Raw genomic sequence first — 25173 nt, 5'->3', positions numbered from 1 at the left:
CTTGCTTATTTTTCTAGTTGTTTTAAGAATTCTATTTCCTTCTTCAACTTTGTATGTCTTTGACCAACAATAAGCATATACGCAAAAATTACAACCCATGCTACGGAATACGCACCCAACATATATTCATAGTTCATTTTAGATTCCTCCTAGTTTTCTAATTGTTCTCTTAACTTTTCTTTATAACGTTCTACTTTGATTTTCATATTTTCAAATGAAACACCTTTATGAAGAAGGTAGGCATAAAAAATAGTGAAACCAGTAATTGTGATTAGCAACGCTACAAGCATACTATCTTCAATTCCACCACCTTTTTGGGAAGGTCCCTCACCAAAAACAATTGGGTGAAATTTCGTTTGCCACCAGCGAATAGCAAAGAATACGATTGGAACATCAGCGAATCCTATGATTCCAAATACAGATGCTAGTCGTGCTTTTTTATCCCACACTCCATCCATTTGTCGAATCATAATATAGGCAATATAGATAAAAAATAGGATTAAGGTCGTAATTAATCTTGGTTCCCACACCCACCAAGTGTTCCAGGCTGATCTTGCCCAAATTGGTCCTGTTGTCAATACAATAATGGTGAAAACAACACCAATCTCTGCAGAAACATAGGCGTAAGTATCAAAAATTCTTTTTCGCTTGATTAAAAACAAAATACTGAACATGAATGTCACAAAAAACGCCATAAAGGCTAGCCATGCTGAACTTACATGAAAATAAAAGATTTTTTGAGCTGCATGCATGGTTGTTTCTTCTGCTGCAAAAATAAAAATAAAATATAGGGAAACTAACATGGAGATCACTGTGCCAACAAACAAAATACGGGATACATTAAGTTTCTTAGTATCAGCAAACTGAGCCCCGGTAAGTCCAGCTTTCTCTCGTTCGAGATTCATACTCATCATTTAAACCTCCAGAACATAATCGATTAATAATATACAAATCACAAAGAATATCACATCATACGCGGTAACCAATTGGATCCACGCTAAAGCGCTTGAAAACTTCTCCATATTCGTTAAGATAATTCGAGTTGCTTGAACCACACCAATCAATATCGGAGTAGTAATCGGGAATAAGAGTAATGGCAGCAGCATTTCACTGCTTTTTGAATTGGCAGAAAGTGCAGCCAAGAAGGTGCCGATTGCTATAAACCCGAAGCTTCCTAGGAAAACTACTAAAATGAAATATGGAATACTTCCAAAGAATTTAAAATCAAATAATAAAAATAGAAACGGTATAGAAACTAGTTCAACCACAAGGATCATGATGAAATTTGCAAGAAACTTCCCTAAATAAATACTTGCGGCTTCCATCGGTGCAACAAATAATCCTTGAATCGTATCATTTCGCTGCTCGGAGATAAAGGACCGGTTAAGACCCAAAATACCGGCAAATACGATAATGACCCAAACCACCCCAGGAATGACCGCCTTGGTTGTGTTATTAGCAGGATCAAAGGCAAAGCTGAAAACGACAATCACAAGTCCCGCAAATATTATTTGTGTTACTAGTATTTGCTTTGTTTTTAATTCGGAATATAAATCTTTTTTTGCTAGTAAGAGGGCTGTACGAAATAAGTTCATGAAACTCCCTCCACTTGAAGCTCGTATTTTTCGGAAACGTACCCTAAATTATGTCTCTCCATTTTAAAGTCATCGACGATTTTCCCATTTTTAATAATAATAATTCGATCACAAATCTCGGCTGCTTGTTTAAAATCATGCGTAACCATTAATGTGGTCGCACCTTGATCCTTCATAGAAAGGATTACATTATTAAGAATTGTTATAGCCCCTTGATCTAACCCTGTGTGTGGTTCATCTAACAGGAGAACTTCTGGGTCATGAACAATGGCTCGTGCGATGGCAATCCTTTGTATCATACCGCGGGAAAAGTTCTTGACCGGCTCATTCAAAAAGAAGGATAATCCCACTTCTTTAACAAGTTGAATGGCTTTCTCCTCCACATTCTTAACTCCGTAAATATTCCCAAAGAAAACTAAATTTTCAAGAGGAGAATAATGATCGTATAACAGACTGGAATGGGGTAAATAACCCAATACTTTTTTTATCTCGATATGGTCCTTTTTGAGATCTAAACCATTTATTTTAACCAATCCAGATGTTGGTTTTATTAATGTTGCCAGCACCTTTAAAAGCGTACTTTTACCAGCACCGTTAGGACCTAGTATGGCAACTGTTTCTCCTTTTTTTATCGAGAGGTCTATCCCACGTAAGATCAGTTTATTGTCAGCTTGCTTCGTTAGCTTCTTTATGTCAATCAATTGCGGTCCCTCCCATTCCAGCTGTTACTCAACATAGCTTCGTAAATTTAATTTTACTTGGACAAGATGCTGCTTATACGCAGCAAGCTTAGCATGATAATCTTCCTCTGATAGATTTCCATCACCAAAAGTTTCTTCTAACTCAATAATCTTATCTAGAATAGCCTTTTGCTTTGCCATTAGCTGCTTAAATGCTTTTTCTTCTTTATCGGCTCCTAGTCTTTCCTCTTCTAACCTCGCTTTTCTTCTAAAGTAAGCATAATAAGAAATGCCCGCAATAAGAATGGCACCAATAATAATTAGAAAGACGTGCGGATTAAACCGATGTAAAGGAGACTGAGCCCACATCCTTAAATGACCTGGATTATGAAATGCAGGTGCCGTGTGTGTAACTGAACTATTGTTTGCGTTTGCGCTTGCATTTTGACTTTTAGTTGTTGAATCTGATGGAGGCTGGACATCTTTGTTATAGACTAGCGTAAAAGTCTGGTTGGCTTTTAAATCTTCAATGCTATATCCAAAGTAATTTTGGTCATCAAAGGGAAAAAGTCCTTGACTAGTTGCTTCTACCCCCTTCACCTCTATACTCCCCATGCCCTCCGGTACAAGTATCTGCATCGTTTGGACGGGATAATCTAACGTTATATTGATTTCCTCGCCTTTAGGCATTCTATAGCTATATGGAAGGACCGTTGTTTGATTTGCGGGAACCGGAGTGGTTGTAATAAAGCCGTTTTCAACCTCTTTAAAAGCAATTTTATTATCTAAGAAATTAAGATCTTTTGCCCCTTTAGGAATGGCAACACTCAACACTGCCTTGCCTTCCCCGTTCCCTTTATATTCCTCACCGGAAGTATTAAAATAATTAACCATATTCATCATATTGGTTGAGCCATCTTCAGCTGGACTTACTACAATATAATGCATATCGACAGAAATCTTTGAATCAGTGGCTGCTAAGCCGTGCAACGGAATTAGCAACATTAGTCCAAGGAAGAAGACTGTGATTTTCTTGATCACTTTCCTTCCCCCTTTTTATTTTTATAGCTTTGCATTTGTGCCTCTATTTCTTTTTCTACTTCTGCCATTAAATCCTCATCAATACTTTTATCAATCATTTGTTCTTCTTCCTTCATAATGCCAGCTACTTCAGTTTCATATTGTTTCTTTAAAACCTTATAATCTGCGTGAGATATTTTATCCATTTTGTATTCAAATTCTATCTCATTTAGAGTGGTCAATAGAGCTTCTTTAGTACTAGCTAAATCTTGAGTATTTACATTAGCATGTAAATAGGCATCCCATTTAAATAATGGTGACAATATTAAAAACAAACAAGTAAGTGCCATTGCGGCCGTAAAAACCATTGAAATGATTGAGATATCCTGCATTTTGTTCACATCCTAAAGATACTTTTTGCGTTCTTCATCGATCATGGAAGAAAGGATTTCTCCTTCAACTTCATCCTTTGTGTCCTCGTATTCAGAGACAATTTCTTCAGTTCCTCTTTTTTTCACCCATTTACGAATGATTATAAATACTGCGATAGCTGCTGCTCCTAACACAACAAAGGGTAGAACCCAAGCAGTTAAGCTAAATCCGCTTTTTTCAGGTGACGTCAAGATCTCTTCACCGTAAATATTGACATAATAATCACGTATTTTATCCTTATCCCAGCCCTTGTTCATCATCTCTACTAAGTCTTTTTTAAACTCGGTAGTGAGATTGCAAGTGTTGGGGTCACACTCGTAATGGTCCTGCCCACAGCCGCATGTACAGGCAAATTGCTGGGCAACTGCTTTAAATTCTGCAGATTTATAGTCAATTTGTTTTGCCGCTTCCACTCTGATGAATGAACCTTGGAAGATAAACGCAAGGATGAGGAGCCCTATATAAAGTTTGTTTCTCATATTAAGACACCTCTCTTCGTACTCCTGTGTATCTTGGAGTGACATTTTGATATTTTCCATTCCAAATGGCGAATAGTGCGCCAATGACAATCATGAATGAACCAAACCATAACCAGTTCATCATTGGGTTTACTTTTACAACAAAAGTAGCCTTTCCATCATCTTCCCAAGCACTAAGTACGATATATAAATCTTCCTTAACCGATGAAATAATAGCTACCTCAGAAGATGGCTGCTCCCAGTTACCATAAAATACTTTTTCCGGTTGGAATGTGCCAAGCTTCTTGCCATTCCTAAACACAGTAACGTCTGCATAGACAATATCGTTAATTCCTTCTTTTTTCTGGTCTAGGCGCTCATAGTTTATTCGATAATCTTTTAGTTCAATAGACTGTCCCAATGCTACTGTTTTCATTGTCTCTAAATCATAGTTTTGCGATCCAATGATCCCCATTGTAATAAATGCAATACCAAGGTGAACGATATATCCCCCGTATCTACGGCGGTTTCGTATCATTAATCGGTAAAGAGCAACAAGAGGAGCTTCTTTGGTCATCTTCCGTCTAGCCTTAACTCCTCTATAAAACTCTAAGTAATGAGTGATCAGTAATAGAATAATTACTCCATATCCAATGACAGCCCAGGCTTTTTGGATACCTAATACAACCATTAGCACCATTCCAACAACCGCAAGGATGGAAGGAATCAGGAAGTTTTTCTTTAGGTTTTTCACAGTAGAGCGTTGCCAAGCAAGCATTGGGCAAACTGCCATTACAAACATCATCGATAATAGAATCGGTGCCTCCACCTTATTAAAAAATGGAAGACCTACTGTAACTTTAGTTCCTCGAACCGCTTCTGATACTAATGGGAAAATGGTTCCCCAGAATACAGCAAAGGCTGCACCTACAAGTAATAAGTTATTCACTAGGAAACTACTTTCTTTTGAAACAAAAGAATTAAATTCCCCTGCACTGCGCTTTAATAGGTTATAACGACTCATTAATACATAAAGAGCTAGAATAACTGCGATACCCATGAAGATTAAGAAATATAATCCTAGATTTGAATTGGCAAATGCATGAACGGATGTCAGAACTCCACTTCTGACTAAGAATGTTCCAAATAGAGTAAGCGCATAAGAAACAATGATTAAGCTGATATTCCATATTTTCAGCATGTTTTTTCGTTCTTGAATCATTACTGAATGAAGGAAGGCAGTGGCCGTTAACCATGGCATAAAGGATGCATTTTCTACTGGATCCCATGCCCAGTAACCACCCCAACCAAGTTCCACATACGCCCATTGCCCGCCAAAAATATTACCAAGACTTAAGAATAACCAGGCAATGATCGTCCAACGTCTTGTCATTTTAATCCAAAAATCATCAACATTCTTTAAAATTAATGCAGCCATTGCAAATGCGAATGGAATGGCAAGACCCACATACCCAAGATAAAGCGTTACTGGGTGTATAATCATTCCAGGGTTTTGAAGCATTGGATTTAAACCTTTACCTTCAATCGGAAGTTCATTTAATAAAACGAATGGTTTTGCTACAAATCCAAGGATAAAGAAGAAGAAAACTGCATTTGCCATGAGAATGGCTGAGATATAGGGAACCATCGGGTTTCCTTTCATCTTCCTTGAAAAGACAATCATTACTGTGTAAAGCGTTAAGAAAAATGTCCAAAGTAACAATGAACCAGCATTACCTGCCCATAGGGCGGTAAGTTTGTAAATAATCGGAAGTTCACTACTTGTATAATCGTGAACATATTCGTACTGAAACTGTGAAGTTGCTAAAAGGTAGAACAAGGACAACATTGCTAGCGATGAACAAACAAGTAATGCAATCACTCCACCTTTACCACTATTCACAAACCTTTGATTCTTTGTACTAATCCCCAATGTGAGAATGAGTAGTGTATAGATGGCAATAGCTAAACCTATATAGATTGTTGCGTTAGCGAATAAATACATTTCGTCACCTTCTTACTTCAGCCTGTTATTTTTCTTTCGGTGGTTGATTTAACTTTTCTTTATGTGATTCAGGATCATAATCCTTCATATCTTTTCCTTCGTATTTAGAAGGACATCTCGTTTTTACTGTTTCTGCTTCAAAGGTATCCTTTTTTGTTGGCGCTCCCTGAAGAATGGTTATCACACCTTCAGAAAAGTTATCTGGTTTAGGACCGTTATGAATAACATGCATTATATTGCCGTCGTTGTCCTTTACATCAAACTTAAGTTCGATTTTGTCTGGGTTCCACTTAATGGTGTCTTCCATTAATAGCCCTTCTACCGTAACAAAATCATCTTTATGTTGATTCTGGGTTGCCAATAGCTCCTTCATCGTTAGTTCAACGCCACTTGACCCTGGAGTTGCTGCCATAAGCAAGAAAACGATGGCAGCAGCGATAACAAAACCGCCAAGCATAACAATCGTATTTTTCTTCATTCCCTCTCACCTCATTAGATAAGTTTTTTCATTTCTTCTTCGTACATCTCCTGGTCTATTTTTCCAGTTAAAAGTTTTTTTCGTAGCTCTTTCTTTTCTTCAGCATTTGTTGACTTATCTTCCTTTTTGATAGATGTTTTCTTTGGTTGTTGTTTCGTATGTTTTGAACCCTTAGCTGCTGCTTTGGTGGACTGTTTATTTCCCTTTAAACCTAAGAAAACAAAGAGACCAGCAATAATTATCGCAATTCCAATAATCGATGCTCCTCCAACACCGATGATTGGTCGTGTTGAGTTATCTGTTCCTCCATTTTTCACCTGGTCAGTTGCTGTCACACCACTGTGGTTTTCATCATTAGGTGGTTCCGCTTTGTTGACGGCCTCCATGGTAGATTCCGTTCCGTCTTTTTTATATGAGAAGGAATATTTTAAGCTATCTCCTGCTTTTACATTTTTATATTGGTAGTAATAGAGTTCCTCTCCGTACTCACTTTTTGAATTATTTTCTGCTTTTGGCTCAAGTTGGATTTCTTTTGCATTCATAGGAGCATAAAAGATGACATCTAGTAGTTCAATATCAGCATTGTGAATCAATTCATATGTAAAACTTTTTTTATCTTTAACCACTACCGATTTTGTATAGTATTCAATAACAAATTTATAAGTTTCGTTCTTTTTAATGGCTTTTGCTGGTTTCCACGAAATGATTCCTTTTTCCTTATTTACATCATAGGGGCTCTGTACTTCCGGTTTATTTTCTTCTGGGAATTCTGCTACTAAATAAGCCTCAAATCCTTTTTCCATTGCTGGTACTGGGATTTCTATTTTTCCGTCATAATCTTGACCGCTACTATTTGTTATGGTTCCGTATTGGCCTACTAATAAGGATGGTATATCTCTCGACCAACCCTCAGGGTAATCAAACTCAGGCATAACTTGAATTTGCATCTCTTTAAATGGAAACTTTTCTGCTTGAAATGTCGTTTCCGCACTTGCTTTTGGGGTCATATAACTTGATACAAACGATACAACGACGAAAAATGCTAGTAATTTTTTCTTAAGCATATTTATCCTCCTTGAAGTGGAATCTTTATTACGATGTAGCACTATTTTCCACTATAGTCCTCTTTGAAATAAATATAATCGTTATCTATACCTAGTTGTTGAAGCACTCTTGAACATTTTGTTAACCGTTATAAATCGTTGCGATTTCGTCAAAAAACCACCACAAATTGTTCACATTTAAGGGATTTATGATTTTTAATCCTCTTCAAAAATAAAACCCTGTATCCAATCTGGATTCAGGGTTTTACATTACTTATTTTTTTCTAGGGATCGAATATATGTAACGATATCCGTTATATCCTCTTTTTTAAGTTGACGAGCTCCTTCAAGTCCCTTTAATGAAGGACCCATACGTGTTTCCTCTCTGCCGTAAGCGGTGCTGATCCAAATTTGCTTGTCGGTTGTATATTTTAAATACTGTGGATTGGCTAAAGCCGTTCCCATTTTTAATTTTCCAGCTCCCGCTTCCCCATGGCAGTTAAGACAATATAAATTATATTGAGCTTTTCCACGTTCCGGGTCCCCTGCAAAGGTTATAGGAACATCAAACTTCAGTTCTTCCGTTTGCCAATCTCTCATAAAAGCAACTAGATTGGTTAACTCTTTTTCTGACAATCTAGGTCCATAAGCAGGCATGCCTGTACCTTCTCGTCCGTATTTAACATAATTATATAAGTCTTTATCAGAAACCGAACTTAAGAATTTCTGACTGTTAATGGCTGTCCCTGCGTTTGCCCCTTCACCTTTACCGGTGTCACCATGACAAACAAGACAGTTTTTTTTATACAGTTTTTCGCCCGCAGCAACAGCTTTTGAGCTATTACCTTCAAACAAGTGACTATTATTTATGCAGACAATAATTCCAATAATAATCAAAATATAACTTCCGATTAATATCTTTTTCATGGGTTACTCCTTACTTGGGCTCAGGTGTTGGAGTTGGTTCCCCAAAGTCTTTATATTTTTCTGTAATCAACTGATAAATCTTCTTAGGACTTTTACCGTCAAGATGCATTTCGATCGCCTCCCGGGCGATATCTATACAGACGTCTCACGATATACTCATGGAGTCCCATTCTTTAACAGCATTATCTGGACCCATTTCATTAATATAACAATCTAGATTACTTTTATGACCATCTTGGGCAAAACATCCACAATAGCAAGGTACCTGTGCTATTACCTCTGGATATGTTGCTGCCAAAACATATGTCTCTTGAATCTTTTCTGAAGAATTCAATACATAATCAGGTAAAGGTTTATGCTTTTTATCAAGGGTAACGTCTTCCATTTTTGAACTACAACCCGCTGCTACGATCGCAATTAAAATGAAGAGGAACAAAAAAGATGTGATTCGTTTCATAATCAGTTCACCCCTTCCATGAATATATTTACTAGTTTATTTTAGCAAAGCGTAATTGGTAGAACGGATGTAATTTCTTACTATTTAGTGAAGTTTTTATGATAGTAAAAGTACAAGGAATTTAGGTGGTACCTTAAGAAAAGTAAATAAGGTAGTAGGTATATTTGCAGGTTTATATTTCAAAGGAATTTTCCTTTACTTAATGAAGACAGCCTATATTCCATTAACAATAAATAGTGAATGGAAGGGCTGGATTTAAAAGTATACCGAGTTCTGTGATGGCTATAGTTTCAGCACATATAACTGGAATGGCCATAAAGATAATTAAATTCCATGGTTGATTGTCTGCTAATAACCCCATATAATGCGTCATGTTCATGATCATCTTCTCCTTTATTTTGTCTACACCATTAATGTAAAAAATAAATGTGCAGAAACTTAGCAGAAACTATGGAGAAATTGTTAAAGATTTTCTGTTAAAATTGTCTGTTGATTTCCGCTCCAGGCACTTCGCTTTCCGCGGGCGTGCCGGGGAGCCTCCTCGTCGCTCGCTCCTGCGGGGCCTCCCCTGCCCCGTACTCCCGCAGGAGTCTTCGCGCCTTCCGCTCCAATCAACAGGTGTGTCAAATCAACATAATGCATTAACCTAGCTATGAATAAAAAAGCCTTAATCCGATTTTTCGGACTAAGGCTTTCGAATTTTATGTTATTATGCTCTTGATACATATGATGCTTCAGTTGTATTGATAATTAATTTATCCCCTTGGTTAATAAAGAATGGAACTTGAACGCTTAGTCCTGTTTCAAGGATAGCAGGCTTTGTTCCGCCTGAAGCTGTGTCACCTTTAATTCCTGGTTCAGTTTCAGTAACTTCTAAAACAACCGTGTTTGGCAATTCCACGCCAAGTGTTTCATGACCAAACATCATGATGTGAACTTCCATGTTTTCTTTTAAGAACTTCAATTCATACTCAATGTTGCTAGCAGGTAGTTCCACTTGTTCGTAGGATTCCATATCCATAAATACGTGTTGGTCACCGCTAGCATAAAGGTATTGCATTTTGCGATTATCGATTTGTGCTTTTTCAACTTTCTCACCAGCACGGAATGTTTTTTCTTGAATAGCTCCATTACGAAGGTTACGTAGTTTAGAACGGACAAAAGCCGCACCTTTACCTGGCTTTACGTGTTGGAAATCAATAACTCTCCATAGACCGTTATCCACTTCAATTGTTAATCCTGTTTTAAAATCGTTAACAGAAATCATGTAAGTTCCTCCTAAAATTCATTACAAAATAATTAGTTCTTTTGTTGAGTGAGTAAGAGCCTCATTGTGAGTAGCAGTAATCAATGTATCATCCTCAATCCGAACACCGCCAAGGCCTGGGATATATATACCCGGTTCACAGGTTACAACCATTCCTGGTTCTAAAACAATATCTGATTTTGATGAAAGACCAGGGCCTTCATGTATCTCAAGACCTATACCGTGTCCAGTTGAGTGCCCAAAATATTCCCCATAACCTTTTTCTGTTATGTAGTCTCTTGTTAGTGCATCTGCTTGCTTACCAGTCATGCCAGGTTTAATTCCAGCCATACCTCGAGCCTGTGCTTCAAAGACAATTTCATAAATTTCTTTTAGCTTTGCATCAGGTTCTCCAACAGCAATTGTCCTAGTTATATCAGAAACATATCCATCGTAATACGCACCATAGTCTAGTGTAACAAAATCTCCAGCCTCAATCACTTTGTTGCTAGCAACACCATGTGGAAGCGCTGAACGATGCCCGGAAGCAACGATCGTATCAAAAGATGAAGAAGTTGCACCAGCTCTTCTCATAAAGAACTCTAGTTCATTCGATACCTCTAATTCAGTTTTTCCAGGACGAATGAAGTCTAAAATATGTTTAAAAGCCGCATCAGCAATATCTGCTGCTACCTTTAATATCTTAATCTCTGCATCAGTCTTAATCAAGCGTAACTTTTCAATTACACCAGAAATCGGAACAAGTTCAGCTTCGATTTCTTTATCATATAATTTAAAGGAAGAGTAAGTTAGAAAATCCTCTTCAAATCCAAGCTTTTGAATGCCTAAGTTCTTTGCTTGTTGTGCGACTTCCTCTGGAATGGAACCAGAAAATTTAATAATCTCGAAACCTTCGCATTGCTTAGAAGCCTGTTCAGTATAGCGGAAATCTGTAATAAACAAAGCTTTTTCCGCACTGATTAAAACCACACCAGCTGAGCCTGTAAAATTGGATATGTAGCGGCGATTAAATGGGCTGGTTATTACTAACCCATCAATACCATGTGTTGAAAAATAAGATCTTAGTTTTTCTATTTTCTCCATTACTCTCCACTCTCCTTTTGTTCAATGAGGACAAAAATATTTTATCACAACCTACCAAATCCGACTAATCGAAACTTACGTTGTGGCCTCTTTCTCTTGTACTTTACTAAGTTCATACTCATAATTGATGGAATATCCAATAAAAATTCCATAGATGCTGAATAAACATACTGAAGTAATAATCGTGTCCCTGCTTAATTCAAAAAGTGGTTTTATACTGGGAATGATAGGATTAAGAACAAAAAATACTAATAAGAATAAAACAATCCCGTAACCCCATCCAAACCATATACCTTTAACTTTTCTCAGGGTAAAGTAATAAACATAAGCAGCAATTATTGATAATACTCCCATGAGAAAAATGGAAATAACAGTTCCCATCCACCCTTTTTTCCATTCACCCAATGTCCAAGGTTCCAATATGGCATTAGGGGCAACATCTGTAAAATTAAAAAAGTAGCTAATATAACCAATTGTACCCCAAAAGACCCCGCCAAATAAACCTGTCCAAAAAACCAGTGCAACAAAAGACATGGGTTTTGGATAATCTGACTTCTTTATTTCTTTAACCATTGTGTCAACCCCCGTACATTTTTTGTTAATTGGAATTGTATTCTCATCAAATTACACGCTTCTTCATATTCCTTTATAAATAGATAGCTGAAATTCCTTCATTATTATGTCCTTTAGAATTCCAATCCTTGCATGAAAATAATTTTTTACGGAATTTAAATGTAAAAATTATGTCATTCCTAGAGGTTTTTTCATTTTTCTAGTAGAATACATTTAAGTACAAACAGATTTATCTTTTTCTGCTATTGTGCAACTTTGTTATAGGTTGGTGTTAATAACCATGTCTAAATCTCAAAAACCGGTTTATGGCGGCCAAGCGGTCGTGGAAGGCGTAATGTTTGGCGGTAAACATCATTATGTTACTGCAGTTCGCAGAAAAGATCGTTCTGTAGAATATTTTCATTTACCTCGTAAGGAAAACCCTTACCTAACAAGCTTAAAAAAGATTCCATTTATTCGTGGGATTATCGCAATTATTGAAGCAAGTGCAAATGGGTCAAAGCACTTAAATTTTTCCACTGAGAGATATGATGTTGATCCAAAGGACGACGAGACCATAAAGGAAAAAGAAGTCTCTAAGTTATCCATGTATCTTGGGGTAGCAGTTATTGGGGTCCTTTCATTCTTATTTGGAAAATTTGCTTTTACATTAATACCTGTATTTTTAGCTGTACTAACCAAGCCAATTTTCCCATCCGATTTTGCCCAAGTCCTTGTAGAAGGGTTCTTTAAGCTATTGCTGCTGCTTTGTTATATATATTTCGTTTCACTTACACCTCTTATCAAGAGGGTGTTTCAATATCATGGTGCAGAGCATAAAGTAATTAATACCTTCGAAGCAGGTGTAAAGTTAACGGTTGAAAATGTTCAGGCACACTCCCGCCTCCATTACCGCTGTGGCAGTAGTTTCATCTTATTTACAGTCATTGTTGGGGTATTTGTTTACATGTTTGTACCTACAACACCACTTTGGTTAAGGGTTGTGGATCGTCTTCTTTTGATACCTGTGGTTTTAGGTATTGCTTTTGAAGTCTTACAAATTACAAACAAATTAAGAGATATTCCTGTTTTAAAATACTTAGGTCTTCCAGGTCTTTGGCTACAACTATTAACGACTAAAGAACCAAACGATGACCAAGTGGAAGTTGCGATTCTTTCCTTTAAAGAATTATTAAAAAGAGAAAAAGAATCTGAATATGATATGAAAAGTGAGGAAATTGTCTAAATCTTTTATTCTACAGTGTTTAAAAGAGGAAAAAAATGCTTAAGATGCTCTTAGGGAGGTGGCTTTCTTGAAAAATCGGACATCATTTTTTGTCATTGGTGGACTTGTCATTCTAGCTCTGGTTGGCCTACTCGGTTCATTTACAGCTAACCCTGCCGGTTTCATTCAGAGAATTGCTATCATCGCATTGATCGGTTTAGCTATTTATTTTCTTGTTCGTAAATTTTCAATTTCGAGCCCTCAGAAAAAAGAGCAGCGGGCATTTCTTAAAGCAGCAAAAAAATCCAAAAAACGATTACAGCAAAAGAGCGGAGACTCTACGATGAAAAGCTCTTCTCTTGGGACGTTAACAACATTAAAGAAAAGCAACAAGACAAAAAAGAAATCTCCTGCTCATTTAACCGTCATCGACGGTAAAAAGGGGAAAAAGAAAAATCGAGCGTCCTTTTAGACACTCGATTTTTATCTTTCTGTATTAATTAATAACACCACTTATCCAAAAATTTCTTTGCCTGCTCCCTACCAACATCAATTAATTTCCGCTTTTTTTCCTCAGTAAGATGAAATTCAGTTAAAAAAACGCCTTCAGCAGGAATAAAGATAATGTTCTTCACATGTTTTTTGGAGATGTATCTTGAATCATGTGCATCCTTCATCGTCTCAAATAATGCACTAAATAATTGAATCCCGTTTTTTATTTTATGCTTCTCGTGCTCATAATCGCTAACACTTAACTTAATACCAAGAACAGGCCTCATCTTTTGAACATTTTCCTGGTCGAATAGCCACATAGGAAAATTGCTTAAGACTCCTCCATCTACCAAGATGTTTACTCCATCCATTGATCGTAATCGAACGGGTTCAAAAAAATAAGGAACACTACAGCTCATTCTAATTGCTTTTGCAATGGAAAATGAACCTGGGGATATCCCGTATTTTTGCAAATCATTTGGAAGGACTACCATTTGCCCATTTGAGAGATCCGAGGCTATCACTCTAAGTGTATCTGGTGGTAGGTCTGAAAAGGTTCTTAACCCTTTGGCTTCGAGCTTCTCTTTCAACCATTTCTCAAGTTCATTTCCTTTATAAAGTCCTAACTTCCAATAAACTAACAACCATTTTGCAAATGGAAAAGGAATGACTAATTTTCGAGGATCGAGTAATTGTGTTAAATCAAGTTCATCCATTAATTGATATAATTCTTTACTCGTGTAGCCAGCAGCGATTAAGGCAGCAACAATCGACCCTGCACTTGTGCCCGCTACTCTCACAAACTCCAGTCCTCTACTTTCAATTTCTTCGTATGCTCCAATTAATGCAAACCCTTTTATGCCCCCTCCAGAAAAAACGCCGTCTATTTTCATTGGCAGCCACTCCTAAAGATGAACTCATTGTTACATCTTTAAGCGCGAACATGTAGAAATAGTACGGCGGACAAGAACAAAATTTTTTTAGGTGAAATATTGGACTTCTGCGTTAGGAAAAAATTCTGCCACATACTGACGGATGGTGCTCTCCAAATCCTTTGCAGCTTCATCTGGATAAACATATTTTCCTATTCCATAACGGCCCCATTTATATTTTCGTTTCCCTTCATCCATTTCGAGCTTGGTTTTTGGGTACCGCTTGGCTATCACGTTTTTTGCCGGTTTTGTATATCTATGCTGAATGAGCTCAAATGTAAGGTTGGGTATTTCCAGTCCCGCTAACTCATCACTTAATCTTTCGAATAATTCACGATATCCTTCTTTCCAATCATCATGCATGTAGATGGGAGCTATAATAAACCCTAAGGGATAACCAGCGTTAGCAACCTTTCTAGCCGCCTTTAGGCGGTCTTCAAATGAGGATGTTCCAGGTTCAAAATTTTTTATGACATAGCGTGAATTTACACTAAACCGAAACCGAGTTCTTCCATTGTGTTTCGCGTCTAAAAGGTGATCAACATGATGAAACTTGGTCACAAAGCGTAGTTCTCCGAACTCTGTTTGTCCGATAAATTCAATGGTTTTCTTAAGAGAATGTGTTAAGTGATCTAAGCCAACAATATCCGATGTACAGGCTGCTTCAAATCGGGTAATTTCAGGTTTTCTCTCTTCCATATACTTCTCTGCCTGTGCAAAAATTTCATCTAAATTAACATATGTCCGAATATATGGTTTACTACCAAGTGTTGTTTGTAAGTAACAGTAGTGGCAATGTCCCATACAGCCTGTAGCCAATGGAATGGCATACTCTGCAGAAGGTTTCGATGTATCAAATTTTAATGTTCTTCTGATTCCAACCACCAGTGTAGATTTTGCATTTCGATATTGCTGTAATTCATTGTCTCCAGGTATTCCTCTTACCTGGTTATGTGAAGTGGTTTCTCTTATCTCAAGTCCCATTTTTGTAAATTTTTCTTTTAGTTCCCTGCCTAGTGGGTATTCTAATGCTTTCGGTTCAATGTAAACTAACTGTGGCATAAACGGTTCCATGGTCTCCCTCTTTTCTCAGATGCTTTTTATGTAGTATTAGCTACCGAGAAAAAGTTAAAAAGAAACCGCTGGAACAATTATTTCCATACATAAAAAATGAGTACCGACTTATGCCGATACTCTAGGGATATATTTTATTTAGATTCGTTTTGCACCAATATATTTTGGTTTCCAATAGGTATTACTTGTATAGGTAACAATAACTCCTTTTGATGATGAAGCCATAATCATTTTCCCTGCACCAATATACATTGCGACATGTGTGGGTCTGCTAGCTTTTGTTGGTGCATAAAACAATAAATCTCCAGGCTGTAAGTAACTTACACGATATCCTTTAGTGTAAAACATATCCGCTGCCGTTCTAGGCAGCACTTTACCAGCCTTAGAGTAAGAATACTTTACTAATCCGGAACAGTCGAAACCACTTGGAGTAATCCCACCCCATCTATATGGAACACCAAGGTTAGCCTTGGCAACTGAAATTGCTTTTGTATGATAGTATGCCGCTTCTGCTTTATCACCCGTAGTAGCAAACACTGAGCTAAGACCAATTGTAATCGCAAGAACAGAGATTAGTTTTTTTAGCATAATGTTGTCCTCCCTGGAGTGATGTATTTGATAATCACAGTATACAAGGAAATAATAACAAGGACTTCACAGCAATATTACGATTTGATTGCAAAGTTATTCTAATATAATTTAATTTATTGAAAAAGGATGGAAATATTGCTATCCACCCTCTCTCTTTAATACTTTTTATAATCCACATTTTAATTGAGCATTACAGTTTGTACATGTATTACAGCCGCCGATTTCTTTGACTTTTCCTTTTCGGCAAACTGGGCACGTATTGCCAACCTCAGAACCAATTGTTACGTCTGTTGAACGCAGGTCACTGATGGTGTCAACTAGAACAACATGCTGCTTTGGCTTTTCATCAAACATCGATAACTGCTCATTTGTATTTTCTTCTGCTTTAAGGGTTAGTACTTGAGAATCCCGGGAACCATCTACATAAACAGTTCCACCTTTAGCACCGCCGCTATATAATCGTTCGTATACTTTTTCTACTTGTTCTACACTATAGCCTTTCGGCGCATTAACGGTTTTACTGATGGAGCTGTCGATCCAGCGTTGGATGACGCATTGGACATCAGCATGTGCCTCTGGTGCTAATTCCATTGCAGTGATGAACCATTTCGGAAGATTATTATCATCTGCCTCAGGATGTTGTTCCAAATACTCCTGAACGATATCAGCATTTACTTCAATAAATTTACCAAGACGTCCACTCCGGAAATAAGAGAATGAGAAATAAGGCTCAAGTCCGGTACTCACGCCAACCATGGTCCCAGTGGACCCCGTAGGAGCAACAGTAAGCAAATGTGAATTTCTTATTCCTTTTTCCATTATCGCTTGGCGGACATCCTCAGGCATTTTTTTCAAAAATCCTGTATTAATAAATGCCTGTCTTAATCGATTTGTCTCTTCAGTAGTTTCACCATTTAAGAACGGGAAACTTCCCTTCTCTGTTGCTATTTCAACTGATGTTCTATAGGCGGTTGTAGCGATGGTTTCAAACACTTTATCAACTAATTCATTACCTTCTGGTGAGCCGTACTCGGTTTCACAATAGATTAATAAATCGTGTAAGCCCATTACTCCTAGACCAACCCGACGCTCACCTAGAGCCTGCTTCTTGTTTTCTTCAAGGAAGTAAGGTGTTGCATTAATAACGTTATCTTGCATCCTTACCCCTATCGCTACAGTTTTCTTTAACTTTTCAAAATCAACTGTTTTAGTATCCTTATCTGCCATCTCAGCAAGATTTACTGCAGCAAGGTTACACACAGAAAAAGGTGCAAGTGGTTGTTCCCCACACGGATTCGTTGCAACTACTTGTTGACCATATGCTTTAGCATTTGTCATATCGTTGGCATTATCAATAAAGAAGATACCCGGTTCTGCCGAGTAAGTCGCACAAATATTGATTAGGTTCCAAAGTTCTTTTGCTTTGATTTTTTTGTACACACGAACTTTGTGGCCCATTCTTTCCCACTCGCGCACGTCACCGACATTATGCCATTCTTCATTATAAATTTTCATTTCATTTTGGTCATAGTGCTCAACATATGGGAAACGAAGTTCATATTCACTATCATTTTCGACAGCTTCCATAAATTCTTTTGTTAGACATACGGAAATATTTGCACCAGTCAAGAACTCTGAGTTATGGACAGTGTAATTACCACCTGTAACTAATTTTTCTTCTGCGTCAGCAATGATTTTCTCATCAAAACCACCATAGCCTGGTATGTTTTTATAATTCACAATACCTTGATACATCGCTGTTTCCTGCAATGTTAGTGGTGTGAACTTAAGCTTATCCTTTGCATATTTCTTAATTGTTTCATCATTTGTATTTTCAATTAAGAATCGTAGAATCCTAGGATTTTGCATCTTAGAAATAATAAATTCAATAATATCTGGGTGCCAGTCCGAAAGCATGATCATCTGGGCACCACGTCTGGACCCGCCTTGTTCTACTAAGTGCGTCAATTTAGCGATGTCGTCCAACCAAGATACCGAACCCGATGATTTTCCATTTACACCTCTTGCTAGTGTATTCCTCGGTCTTAAAGTCGACCCATTCGTTCCAACACCGCCGCCGCGACTCATGATCTCCATTACCTGTTTACGGTGGTCAGAGATCCCTTCACGTGAGTCTGGTACAAACGGCATGACGTAGCAATTAAAAAATGTCACATCTGTATTCGCACCTGCACCATACAGCACACGACCTGCAGGGATAAAATTCATTGAAACAAGCTCTTGGTAGAACTTTTCATACCATTCTTGTCGCTTTTCATCCGTTTCTTCAACCGAGGCTAGACCAGTTGCATTTCGTTTGGCAATTTGCTCATAAAATAGTTCCAGTGGCTTTTCAATCACGTCTAACGAACGGACAATTACCCCTGTACTAGCTTCTTGTGGGTCATCTAGCACTCCTCTAAATTCCTCTTCAACTAATACTTTTGCTTTTTTATTTTCCCAATCAATCTCCTGGATGTACCCAAGACCTCTTGCTGGAAATTTTGGATCCTCTTTTATGGTGAGAACAACAAAGTCGCCGTTTGTGAGAGTAATTTTTTCTGTGTCTTTAAAGGTGTAGCGGTCCAACATTACCAAACGCGAAACACCCTTGTGAGTTATTTTCATATCTGGGGTTACTGGGTGAACCTGGGGGAAAAGGTGGATATCCTCATTCAACCTTTCAAAATCAATATTCATTTTTTGTCTAAAAACTACAGACATGAGAACAACTCCTTCAAATAAAATCTACCTATTGTGTCTAATCTAGATTGCTTTTGCTATATCTAGTTGTCTTATATAAATAAGGTATCACAGCTCGACCGGAATAATCAACTAAAAAATCTATATATAGTACCGAAAATATTTTCGGTACTACTACATGTTGTATAACAGGCAAAAAACAATTATTTTGTCAAACATAAAAATAACTAGATTTAAGAGATAATGAAAGATTTTCTACGATTTTCGTCTTAAAACAGGGAATTTTAACAAAATTCGAGGCTTGCTACTTTTTTTAAAAGGTATTATAAAAAAGGAAAAAAGCGGCAATCGCCGCTTTCCTCAAATTATCGTTTAAAGTTCCATTCATCGTTTTCATATCGTTCAGTTGCAATCTTTTGGACGTAAGCGAGCTCTTCGTCTGTTAATTGATAGGATTCAAGTTCAATATTTAACCCTTCAGCAAACCCTTTATAAAACGCTTCCTTCGCTTCTTCTAGCGTAATTCTTCTTGGACTAATCGCATTAATTGCCACCGCTTTATCCTTAAACGCCTTCTTCATCCGGTCTTTTACCCGATCATTCGGATATTTAAAAAGACTAAACAGCTTCTCTTCGTCTAAATCTAAAAGAATCGATCCGTGCTGAAGAATAACACCCTTTTGTCTTGTTTGCGCACTACCTGCTACCTTTCTTCCCTCCACAACAAGCTCATACCAGCTTGGAGCATCAAAACATACTGCAGAGCGTGGATTCTTCAACGCATCACGTTCTTCAGATGTTTTTGGGACAGCAAAATAAGCTTCTAGCCCTAAATGATGAAACCCTTTTAAAATACCTTCTGAAATAACTCGATAAGCCTCAGTAACTGAACTTGGCATTTCTGGATGGTCTTCTGAAACGATTACACTATATGTAAGCTCATGTTCATGCAGCACACCACGGCCACCTGTTGGTCTTCTCACAAAACCAAGATTATGAGCTTTTACAGCATCCATATCAATTTCCTTTTCAACCTTCTGAAAATATCCTACGGATAACGTCGGAGGATTCCATCCATAAAACCGAATCACCGGGGGAAATTTCCCTTCACTGTGCCAATCAAGCAGAGCTTCATCCAAAGCCATGTTAAATGAAGGAGAACTATTACCTGTATCGATAAAACGCCATACTTCTTTTTCCATGTAAAAAACCTCATTTTATAAAATTATTTCGTTCTTAAGTCTACCAAAATCTGATATGAATTCAAAATAAGATGTTTCTGGTATAATTGTATGAGAAAAATTAAAGATTTTTTCCCATGCATCTTTATCTTTAGTGGAATGACTTATATAATAAAAACTAGTGCAGGAAAGCTTGAAAGGAGCAAAAAGAAGTTGAATTCACTTTATACCTTATTAATCATTATTGCAGCAGTTATTATCTACTCCGTTTTTACTTATTTCTATCAGAAAAGAATTGTTAAAACGGTAACAGAAGAAGATTTCCGTGCAGGCTACAGGAAGGCACAGCTTATAGATGTTCGTGAGCCAAACGAATTCGAGGGCGGACATATCTTAGGTGCACGTAATATTCCAATGTCACAAATGAAAATGCGAATGAAAGAGATTCGTCAGGATATGCCTGTTTACTTATATTGCCAAAGCGGAATGCGCAGTGCACGTGCTGCTCAATTCTTACATCGTAAAGGCTATAGAGACCTTACCCAGCTGCAAGGTGGATTTAAAAAATGGTCTGGTAAAGTAAAAGCAAAAAAATAATATAAACTCATGGTTCCGGAGCAATTCCGGAACCTTTAATTTTTTGGCTGTGTTAAAGAACATTGTTGATTTTTAACCCTGTTGATTGGAGCCGAAGGCGCGAAGACTCCTGCGGGAGTACGGGGCAGGGGAGACCCCGCAGGAGTGAAGCGACGAGGAGGCTCCCCGGCACGCCCGCGGAAAGCGAAGACGCCTGGAGCGGAAATCAACAGACAAGTTTAACAGACATCCATGCAAAAGAATTTGCACATCAATGAATGAAATAACTGCTAAAAGTTATCCACAGTTATTCAGGGTAGAGCCAATTTTTTTAAATAAGAAAGGTCAGATCCCACTTAAGGAATCTGACCTTTCTTTTAATTAATCTCTTTGATATTTTAAAATAGGTTTACGCGCAGCTGTTGTTTCATCCATACGACCTACAACAGTTGTGTGTGGGGCCTCTTGAACGATCTCTGGGTTAACCTCAGCCTCTTTCGCAATTTGGATCATGATATCGATAAATGAATCGAGAGTCTCTTTTGATTCTGTTTCAGTTGGCTCAATCATGATACACTCTTCCACATTTAATGGGAAGTAGATGGTTGGTGGATGGTAACCAAAATCAAGCAGACGTTTCGCAATATCGAGTGTACGGACACCTAATTTCTTCTGGCGTCTTCCGCTAAGAACAAACTCGTGCTTACAATGTCTATCAAATGGTAGATCATAGTATTCAGCAAGCCTTCTCATCATATAGTTCGCGTTTAATACCGCATACTCCGTTACTGCCTTTAAGCCGTCAGGGCCCATTGAGCGGATATAAGTGTAAGCACGAACATTGATTCCAAAGTTGCCGTAGTAAGGCTTCACACGTCCAATAGATTGCGGACGATCATAATCTAGGACGTACTCTTCACCGCGTTTAGCGATAATTGGTTTTGGAAGATACGGAATTAAATCTGCTTTAACACCAACCGGACCTGATCCAGGACCACCGCCGCCATGCGGGCCAGTGAAGGTTTTATGAAGGTTTAAGTGAACTACGTCAAATCCCATATCCCCTGGTCTAGCTTTTGATAGAACAGCATTTAAGTTTGCTCCATCATAATACAGCTTTCCACCTACTCCATGGACAATCTCTGCCATTTCAAGAATATTTTCCTCAAAAAGTCCAAGTGTGTTTGGATTTGTTAACATCAATGCAGCCGTGTCTTCGCCAACTACTCTTCTAAGGTCTTCTAAATCAACAAGACCATTTTCATTTGATTTAACTGTAATTGTCTCCAATCCAGCAATGGTTGCGGATGCTGGGTTTGTACCATGAGCAGAATCTGGTACGATGACCTTTGTACGCTTCATATCGCCGTTTGCCTCATGGTAGGCACGAATGAGCATTAATCCAGTCCATTCTCCGTGAGCACCAGCGGCTGGTTGAAGTGTCACTTCATCCATTCCAGTAATCTCAATTAAATGTTGCTGCAGGTCGTATAATAGCTCAAGTGCTCCTTGAACAGAACTTTCGTCTTGTAATGGGTGCACATGTGCAAAACCATTAAATCGAGCCACATTTTCATTAATTTTTGGATTATATTTCATCGTACAAGAACCTAATGGATAAAAACCTGAATCCACACCATGATTTCTTCTAGAAAGCGCGGTATAATGGCGCATGATATCAAGCTCAGATACTTCTGGAAGTTCAGGATCTTCTTCGCGAACGTAACCTTCAGGAAGAAGACTACTAAGGTCTAATTCAGGTACATCCACTTCCGGCAGGCTGAAACCGATTCGACCCGGTGTACTAAGTTCAAAAATAAGTGCCTGGTCTTGATTATGCATGCAAATCCCCCAATTCTTTCACTAAAGTATCAATTTCTTCCTTAGATCTTTGTTCTGTAACGGCAATCAACATATGATTAGCAAGATCAGCATAGTCACGACCTAAATCATAACCGCCAATGATTCCTTTTTGTAACAACTTTTGGTTTAATTCTTTAACTGGTTGATTGAATTTCACGATAAATTCATTAAATGAATGGCCATCATAAGCAATATCAAATCCAGCCTCTTTAAATGCGGTTTTTGCATAATGAGTCTTTTGTAAATTTGCTGCTGCCATTTCACGTACACCTTTTTTTCCAAGTGCAGTCATTGCAACCGAAGCAGCTAATGCATTCAATGCTTGGTTAGAGCAAATATTCGATGTCGCTTTATCACGACGAATATGCTGTTCACGAGCTTGAAGGGTTAAAACAAAACCACGTCTTCCTTGATCATCTGTTGTTTGTCCAACAAGACGTCCTGGTACCTTACGCATTAATTTAGTTGTAACTGCAAAATATCCGCAGTGTGGTCCACCGAATGCTGTTGGAATACCAAAAGGTTGCGCATCACCAATAACAATATCAGCACCAAATTTTCCTGGAGGTGTTAACACACCTAGGGATAATGGGTTGCTGGAAACAACAAACATTGATTTATTCTCATGGATTATTTCTTCAAGCTCTTTTAACGGTTCAATTCTGCCGAAAAAGTTAGGGTACTGAACAATGACAGCTGCAACATCAGCATTGACAAGTCCTTTTAAAGCGTCAACATCTGTTACACCATCTGTTACTGGTACTTCAACGACATCAAGGTATTGACCTTTTGCATATGTTTTAAGAACTTCACGAGACTCTGGATGAACGGCACTTGACACTAAAATAGTTTTTCGTTTTGTATGACCTGCACTTAGCATCGCAGCCTCAGCCAGTGCTGTACCACCATCATACATAGAAGAGTTGGCTACATCCATGCCTGTTAATTCACAAATCATTGTTTGAAATTCAAAAATGGCTTGTAATTCACCTTGAGAAATTTCTGGCTGGTATGGTGTATATGCAGTATAAAATTCGGAACGAGAAATCACATGATCTACAATGACAGGCATATAATGATCATAAACTCCTGCACCAAGAAAAGAGACATTTCTTTTTAAGTCTGCATTACGGCTGGCCATTTGAAATAGCTCTTTCATTAATGCTGTTTCAGACTTTGCCGGTTTAATATTGTATTCACCCTTGAATTTCACTTTCTCAGGGATATCGCTAAACAAATCATCAATTGAAGTAACACCAATGGTTTCGAGCATAGCCTTCTTATCTTGTTCAGTCATAGGTAAATAGCGATGTTTCATAAACCTAGCTCCCTCCTGTTATTTCTTTTCTTTTTTATAAAAAGGTGTTGGAACAACTGTGGCTTTTAAGCGTTTACCGCGAATTTCTACTTCAACCTCAGTGTCTAGCCCAGTAAACTCAGTAGAAATAAGGGCAAGCCCGATATTTCTCTTTAATGTAGGTGATTGTGTACCAGTTGTTACTACCCCAATTAGTACATCCCCTTTATAAACAGGATAGCCATGACGTGGGATTCCACGATCAATCATTTCAATCCCCACTATTTTTCTTGGGAGACCCTTCTCTTTTTGCAACTTTAAAGCTTCTTTACCAATAAAATCAGACTCTTTGTTAAGTTTGACAGCAAAGCCAATTCCAGCTTCAAGTGGAGAGATTTCTGGTGATAACTCCTGCCCATAAAGAGCTAAAACGGATTCAAAACGAAGAGTATCGCGTGCGCCTAACCCACATGGAAGAACACCCTCTTCTTTTCCTGCTTCTAATATGTCTTTCCAAAGCTGTTCAGCATCTACGGCATCACAGTACACTTCGAAGCCATCTTCACCTGTGTATCCAGTTCTTGATACAAGAGCTTTTTTACCATCTAAGCTAACTTCCTGCTGGAATTTAAAGAAGCCAATTCCACTTAAATCTGTTTCAGTAAGCTTTTGTAAAACTTGTTCAGCAAGAGGTCCCTGTATGGCAAGCTGAGCTGTTTTTTCAGACAGATTTTCAATGCTTACATCCCCTGATAGATGGTCCTCAAGCCATTTGAAATCCTTATCAATATTTGATGCATTAACAACTAGCAGGTAATGATGATCCTCAATTTTATAAACAAGCAAGTCATCAACCGTTCCGCCATTTTCGTAGCACATGGCTGTATACTGGGCACCGCCATCTTTAATTTTTGAAATATCATTCGTCATCATTTTTTGTAAATAGTTTAGACTTTCAGAGCCTTTTATTTCGATTTCTCCCATGTGAGAAACATCAAACAATCCGGCACGATTGCGGACGGCTTCATGTTCTTCTTTAATGCTAGAGAATTGAACCGGTAGTTCCCAGCCACCAAAATCGATGGTTTTCCCACCGAATTCCTTATACACTTCAAAAAGCGGAGTACGTTTTAACTCAGTCATTTTTAATCCCCCTTTAATTTAAAAACATAAAAAAGGACAGAAACCTCCCCTAAAACATAAGAAGGTCTCTGTCCTTGCACCTGAAAGTTTACCGAAAAA

General features: G+C 37.9%; 26 protein-coding genes and 3 pseudogenes. 5 read left to right on the top strand and 24 right to left on the bottom strand.

Features of this window, described 5'->3' with window-relative positions; translation table 11 throughout:
- Positions 1 to 5: 5 nt before the first annotated feature.
- The 11 genes from AA0X95_RS11315 to AA0X95_RS11265 all read right to left on the bottom strand — a co-directional run bounded on the left by AA0X95_RS11315 (position 6) and on the right by AA0X95_RS11265 (position 8638).
- On the bottom strand, positions 6 to 137 hold the full coding sequence (locus AA0X95_RS11315) for a CcmD family protein (RefSeq protein WP_413308907.1): 132 nt from the start codon (positions 135 to 137) through the stop codon (positions 6 to 8).
- A 12-nt stretch (positions 138 to 149) separates the two neighbouring features.
- A complete protein-coding gene (locus tag AA0X95_RS11310) occupies positions 150 to 914 on the bottom strand; it encodes a cytochrome c biogenesis protein (protein WP_413308905.1) in 765 nt (254 codons plus the stop codon).
- Positions 915 to 1595 (bottom strand): heme exporter protein CcmB, encoded by a 681-nt coding sequence (locus AA0X95_RS11305; protein ID WP_308083224.1) that lies wholly within the window; start codon positions 1593 to 1595, stop codon positions 915 to 917.
- Positions 1592 to 2296, bottom strand: coding sequence for an ABC transporter ATP-binding protein (locus AA0X95_RS11300; protein ID WP_413308902.1), 705 nt, complete (start codon positions 2294 to 2296; stop codon positions 1592 to 1594). Before AA0X95_RS11300 ends, AA0X95_RS11305 begins: the two co-directional genes overlap by 4 nt.
- 24 nt (positions 2297 to 2320) lie before the next feature.
- Complete coding sequence (locus AA0X95_RS11295; protein WP_413308900.1) at positions 2321 to 3316, bottom strand: hypothetical protein; 996 nt, start codon at positions 3314 to 3316, stop codon at positions 2321 to 2323.
- On the bottom strand, positions 3313 to 3687 hold the full coding sequence (locus AA0X95_RS11290; protein ID WP_413308898.1) for a hypothetical protein: 375 nt from the start codon (positions 3685 to 3687) through the stop codon (positions 3313 to 3315). Before AA0X95_RS11290 ends, AA0X95_RS11295 begins: the two co-directional genes overlap by 4 nt.
- A 12-nt stretch (positions 3688 to 3699) precedes the next feature.
- Positions 3700 to 4206 carry a cytochrome c-type biogenesis protein CcmH gene (locus AA0X95_RS11285; protein ID WP_413308896.1) on the bottom strand — a complete coding sequence of 169 codons (507 nt, stop codon included), beginning with the start codon at positions 4204 to 4206 and terminating at the stop codon, positions 3700 to 3702.
- A 1-nt stretch (position 4207) separates the two neighbouring features.
- Positions 4208 to 6190, bottom strand: coding sequence for a heme lyase CcmF/NrfE family subunit (locus AA0X95_RS11280; RefSeq protein WP_413308894.1), 1983 nt, complete (start codon positions 6188 to 6190; stop codon positions 4208 to 4210).
- Positions 6191 to 6215: 25 nt separating this feature from the next.
- A complete protein-coding gene (locus tag AA0X95_RS11275) occupies positions 6216 to 6668 on the bottom strand; it encodes a cytochrome c maturation protein CcmE (RefSeq protein ID WP_413308891.1) in 453 nt (150 codons plus the stop codon).
- A 14-nt stretch (positions 6669 to 6682) separates the two neighbouring features.
- Entirely contained in the window at positions 6683 to 7732 is a 1050-nt protein-coding gene (locus AA0X95_RS11270) for a hypothetical protein (RefSeq protein ID WP_413308889.1), read from the bottom strand.
- A 249-nt stretch (positions 7733 to 7981) separates the two neighbouring features.
- A complete protein-coding gene (locus AA0X95_RS11265; protein WP_413308887.1) occupies positions 7982 to 8638 on the bottom strand; it encodes a c-type cytochrome in 657 nt (218 codons plus the stop codon).
- On the opposite strand from AA0X95_RS11265, the pseudogene AA0X95_RS11260 reads away from it, so the two are divergent.
- Positions 8637 to 8777: pseudogene (locus tag AA0X95_RS11260) on the top strand (hypothetical protein); the annotation flags it as partial. The gene AA0X95_RS11265 and the pseudogene AA0X95_RS11260 sit on opposite strands and share 2 nt — an antisense overlap.
- Here AA0X95_RS11260 and AA0X95_RS11255 read toward each other — a convergent pair.
- Positions 8715 to 9023, bottom strand: a pseudogene (locus tag AA0X95_RS11255) (PCYCGC motif-containing (lipo)protein); the annotation flags it as partial. The pseudogenes AA0X95_RS11260 and AA0X95_RS11255 sit on opposite strands and share 63 nt — an antisense overlap.
- A 232-nt stretch (positions 9024 to 9255) precedes the next feature.
- Between AA0X95_RS11255 and AA0X95_RS11250 the strand changes: the two are divergent.
- Positions 9256 to 9354, top strand: a complete 99-nt coding sequence (locus AA0X95_RS11250; RefSeq protein ID WP_413309962.1) for a DUF6803 family protein — start codon at positions 9256 to 9258, stop codon at positions 9352 to 9354.
- Here the strand turns inward: AA0X95_RS11250 and AA0X95_RS11245 are convergent.
- The 4 genes and pseudogenes from AA0X95_RS11245 to AA0X95_RS11230 all read right to left on the bottom strand — a co-directional run.
- Positions 9355 to 9474 (bottom strand): annotated as a pseudogene (locus tag AA0X95_RS11245) (DUF6803 family protein); the annotation flags it as partial.
- A gap of 330 nt (positions 9475 to 9804) precedes the next feature.
- Positions 9805 to 10362: an elongation factor P gene (gene efp / locus AA0X95_RS11240; RefSeq protein WP_309860715.1), complete on the bottom strand. Its 558-nt coding sequence runs from the start codon at positions 10360 to 10362 to the stop codon at positions 9805 to 9807.
- 21 nt (positions 10363 to 10383) lie between these two features.
- Positions 10384 to 11445: a M24 family metallopeptidase gene (locus tag AA0X95_RS11235; RefSeq protein WP_413308884.1), complete on the bottom strand. Its 1062-nt coding sequence runs from the start codon at positions 11443 to 11445 to the stop codon at positions 10384 to 10386.
- A gap of 75 nt (positions 11446 to 11520) precedes the next feature.
- Entirely contained in the window at positions 11521 to 12018 is a 498-nt protein-coding gene (locus AA0X95_RS11230; RefSeq protein ID WP_413308882.1) for a YqhR family membrane protein, read from the bottom strand.
- 280 nt (positions 12019 to 12298) lie between these two features.
- On the opposite strand from AA0X95_RS11230, the gene AA0X95_RS11225 reads away from it, so the two are divergent.
- On the top strand, positions 12299 to 13243 hold the full coding sequence (locus AA0X95_RS11225; protein WP_413308880.1) for a DUF1385 domain-containing protein: 945 nt from the start codon (positions 12299 to 12301) through the stop codon (positions 13241 to 13243).
- Between the two features lie 58 nt (positions 13244 to 13301).
- The gene (locus AA0X95_RS11220) at positions 13302 to 13694 is read left to right on the top strand and encodes an SA1362 family protein (protein ID WP_413308878.1); all 393 of its coding nucleotides are present in this window, start codon (positions 13302 to 13304) and stop codon (positions 13692 to 13694) included.
- 28 nt (positions 13695 to 13722) lie between these two features.
- Here the strand turns inward: AA0X95_RS11220 and AA0X95_RS11215 are convergent, their stop codons facing one another.
- The 5 genes from AA0X95_RS11215 to AA0X95_RS11195 all read right to left on the bottom strand — a co-directional run bounded on the left by AA0X95_RS11215 (position 13723) and on the right by AA0X95_RS11195 (position 20216).
- The gene (locus tag AA0X95_RS11215; protein WP_413308876.1) at positions 13723 to 14607 is read right to left on the bottom strand and encodes a patatin-like phospholipase family protein; all 885 of its coding nucleotides are present in this window, start codon (positions 14605 to 14607) and stop codon (positions 13723 to 13725) included.
- Between the two features lie 87 nt (positions 14608 to 14694).
- Entirely contained in the window at positions 14695 to 15720 is a 1026-nt protein-coding gene (splB, locus tag AA0X95_RS11210; RefSeq protein ID WP_413308874.1) for a spore photoproduct lyase, read from the bottom strand.
- A 138-nt stretch (positions 15721 to 15858) separates the two neighbouring features.
- Entirely contained in the window at positions 15859 to 16308 is a 450-nt protein-coding gene (locus AA0X95_RS11205) for a C40 family peptidase (RefSeq protein WP_335529368.1), read from the bottom strand.
- 168 nt (positions 16309 to 16476) lie between these two features.
- The gene (locus AA0X95_RS11200; protein WP_413308872.1) at positions 16477 to 19035 is read right to left on the bottom strand and encodes a vitamin B12-dependent ribonucleotide reductase; all 2559 of its coding nucleotides are present in this window, start codon (positions 19033 to 19035) and stop codon (positions 16477 to 16479) included.
- 344 nt (positions 19036 to 19379) lie between these two features.
- Positions 19380 to 20216, bottom strand: coding sequence for a biotin/lipoate A/B protein ligase family protein (locus AA0X95_RS11195; protein ID WP_413308870.1), 837 nt, complete (start codon positions 20214 to 20216; stop codon positions 19380 to 19382).
- A 192-nt stretch (positions 20217 to 20408) separates the two neighbouring features.
- Between AA0X95_RS11195 and AA0X95_RS11190 the strand changes: the two genes are divergently transcribed.
- Complete coding sequence (locus tag AA0X95_RS11190) at positions 20409 to 20792, top strand: rhodanese-like domain-containing protein (protein ID WP_413308868.1); 384 nt, start codon at positions 20409 to 20411, stop codon at positions 20790 to 20792.
- Positions 20793 to 21152: 360 nt separating this feature from the next.
- Here AA0X95_RS11190 and gcvPB read toward each other — a convergent pair whose 3' ends face one another.
- The 3 genes from gcvPB to gcvT are packed head-to-tail and all read right to left on the bottom strand — an operon-like array spanning position 21153 to position 25074.
- Complete coding sequence (gene gcvPB / locus AA0X95_RS11185) at positions 21153 to 22613, bottom strand: aminomethyl-transferring glycine dehydrogenase subunit GcvPB (protein WP_413308866.1); 1461 nt, start codon at positions 22611 to 22613, stop codon at positions 21153 to 21155.
- Entirely contained in the window at positions 22606 to 23952 is a 1347-nt protein-coding gene (gene gcvPA / locus AA0X95_RS11180) for an aminomethyl-transferring glycine dehydrogenase subunit GcvPA (protein WP_413308864.1), read from the bottom strand. The genes gcvPB and gcvPA overlap by 8 nt, the downstream gene beginning before the upstream one ends.
- An 18-nt stretch (positions 23953 to 23970) precedes the next feature.
- A complete protein-coding gene (gene gcvT, locus AA0X95_RS11175; RefSeq protein ID WP_413308862.1) occupies positions 23971 to 25074 on the bottom strand; it encodes a glycine cleavage system aminomethyltransferase GcvT in 1104 nt (367 codons plus the stop codon).
- Positions 25075 to 25173: the final 99 nt, after the last annotated feature.

This window comes from Neobacillus phoenicis (genome assembly GCF_047302305.1).
Lineage (GTDB): Bacteria > Bacillota > Bacilli > Bacillales > Cytobacillaceae > Neobacillus.
This window is presented reverse-complemented; position numbering and strand designations above follow the sequence as displayed.

Bases quoted from the DNA above. Each gene is read 5' to 3' on its own strand.
- gcvPA (WP_413308864.1), bottom strand. From the start codon at position 23,952: ATGAAACATCGCTATTTACCTATGACTGAACAAGATAAGAAGGCTATG.
- AA0X95_RS11200 (WP_413308872.1), bottom strand. From the start codon at position 19,035: ATGTCTGTAGTTTTTAGACAAAAAATGAATATTGATTTTGAAAGGTTG.
- AA0X95_RS11195 (WP_413308870.1), bottom strand. From the start codon at position 20,216: ATGGAAAAAGAAGTATGGCGTTTTATCGATACAGGTAATAGTTCTCCT.
- gcvPB (WP_413308866.1), bottom strand. From the start codon at position 22,613: ATGCATAATCAAGACCAGGCACTTATTTTTGAACTTAGTACACCGGGT.
- AA0X95_RS11290 (WP_413308898.1), bottom strand. From the start codon at position 3,687: ATGCAGGATATCTCAATCATTTCAATGGTTTTTACGGCCGCAATGGCA.
- gcvT (WP_413308862.1), bottom strand. From the start codon at position 25,074: ATGACTGAGTTAAAACGTACTCCGCTTTTTGAAGTGTATAAGGAATTC.
- splB (WP_413308874.1), bottom strand. From the start codon at position 15,720: ATGGAACCGTTTATGCCACAGTTAGTTTACATTGAACCGAAAGCATTA.
- AA0X95_RS11275 (WP_413308891.1), bottom strand. From the start codon at position 6,668: ATGAAGAAAAATACGATTGTTATGCTTGGCGGTTTTGTTATCGCTGCT.
- AA0X95_RS11285 (WP_413308896.1), bottom strand. From the start codon at position 4,206: ATGAGAAACAAACTTTATATAGGGCTCCTCATCCTTGCGTTTATCTTC.
- AA0X95_RS11280 (WP_413308894.1), bottom strand. From the start codon at position 6,190: ATGTATTTATTCGCTAACGCAACAATCTATATAGGTTTAGCTATTGCC.
- AA0X95_RS11310 (WP_413308905.1), bottom strand. From the start codon at position 914: ATGATGAGTATGAATCTCGAACGAGAGAAAGCTGGACTTACCGGGGCT.
- AA0X95_RS11315 (WP_413308907.1), bottom strand. From the start codon at position 137: ATGAACTATGAATATATGTTGGGTGCGTATTCCGTAGCATGGGTTGTA.
- AA0X95_RS11230 (WP_413308882.1), bottom strand. From the start codon at position 12,018: ATGGTTAAAGAAATAAAGAAGTCAGATTATCCAAAACCCATGTCTTTT.
- AA0X95_RS11225 (WP_413308880.1), top strand. From the start codon at position 12,299: ATGTCTAAATCTCAAAAACCGGTTTATGGCGGCCAAGCGGTCGTGGAA.
- AA0X95_RS11305 (WP_308083224.1), bottom strand. From the start codon at position 1,595: ATGAACTTATTTCGTACAGCCCTCTTACTAGCAAAAAAAGATTTATAT.
- AA0X95_RS11215 (WP_413308876.1), bottom strand. From the start codon at position 14,607: ATGAAAATAGACGGCGTTTTTTCTGGAGGGGGCATAAAAGGGTTTGCA.
- AA0X95_RS11270 (WP_413308889.1), bottom strand. From the start codon at position 7,732: ATGCTTAAGAAAAAATTACTAGCATTTTTCGTCGTTGTATCGTTTGTA.
- efp (WP_309860715.1), bottom strand. From the start codon at position 10,362: ATGATTTCTGTTAACGATTTTAAAACAGGATTAACAATTGAAGTGGAT.
- AA0X95_RS11235 (WP_413308884.1), bottom strand. From the start codon at position 11,445: ATGGAGAAAATAGAAAAACTAAGATCTTATTTTTCAACACATGGTATT.
- AA0X95_RS11265 (WP_413308887.1), bottom strand. From the start codon at position 8,638: ATGAAAAAGATATTAATCGGAAGTTATATTTTGATTATTATTGGAATT.
- AA0X95_RS11205 (WP_335529368.1), bottom strand. From the start codon at position 16,308: ATGCTAAAAAAACTAATCTCTGTTCTTGCGATTACAATTGGTCTTAGC.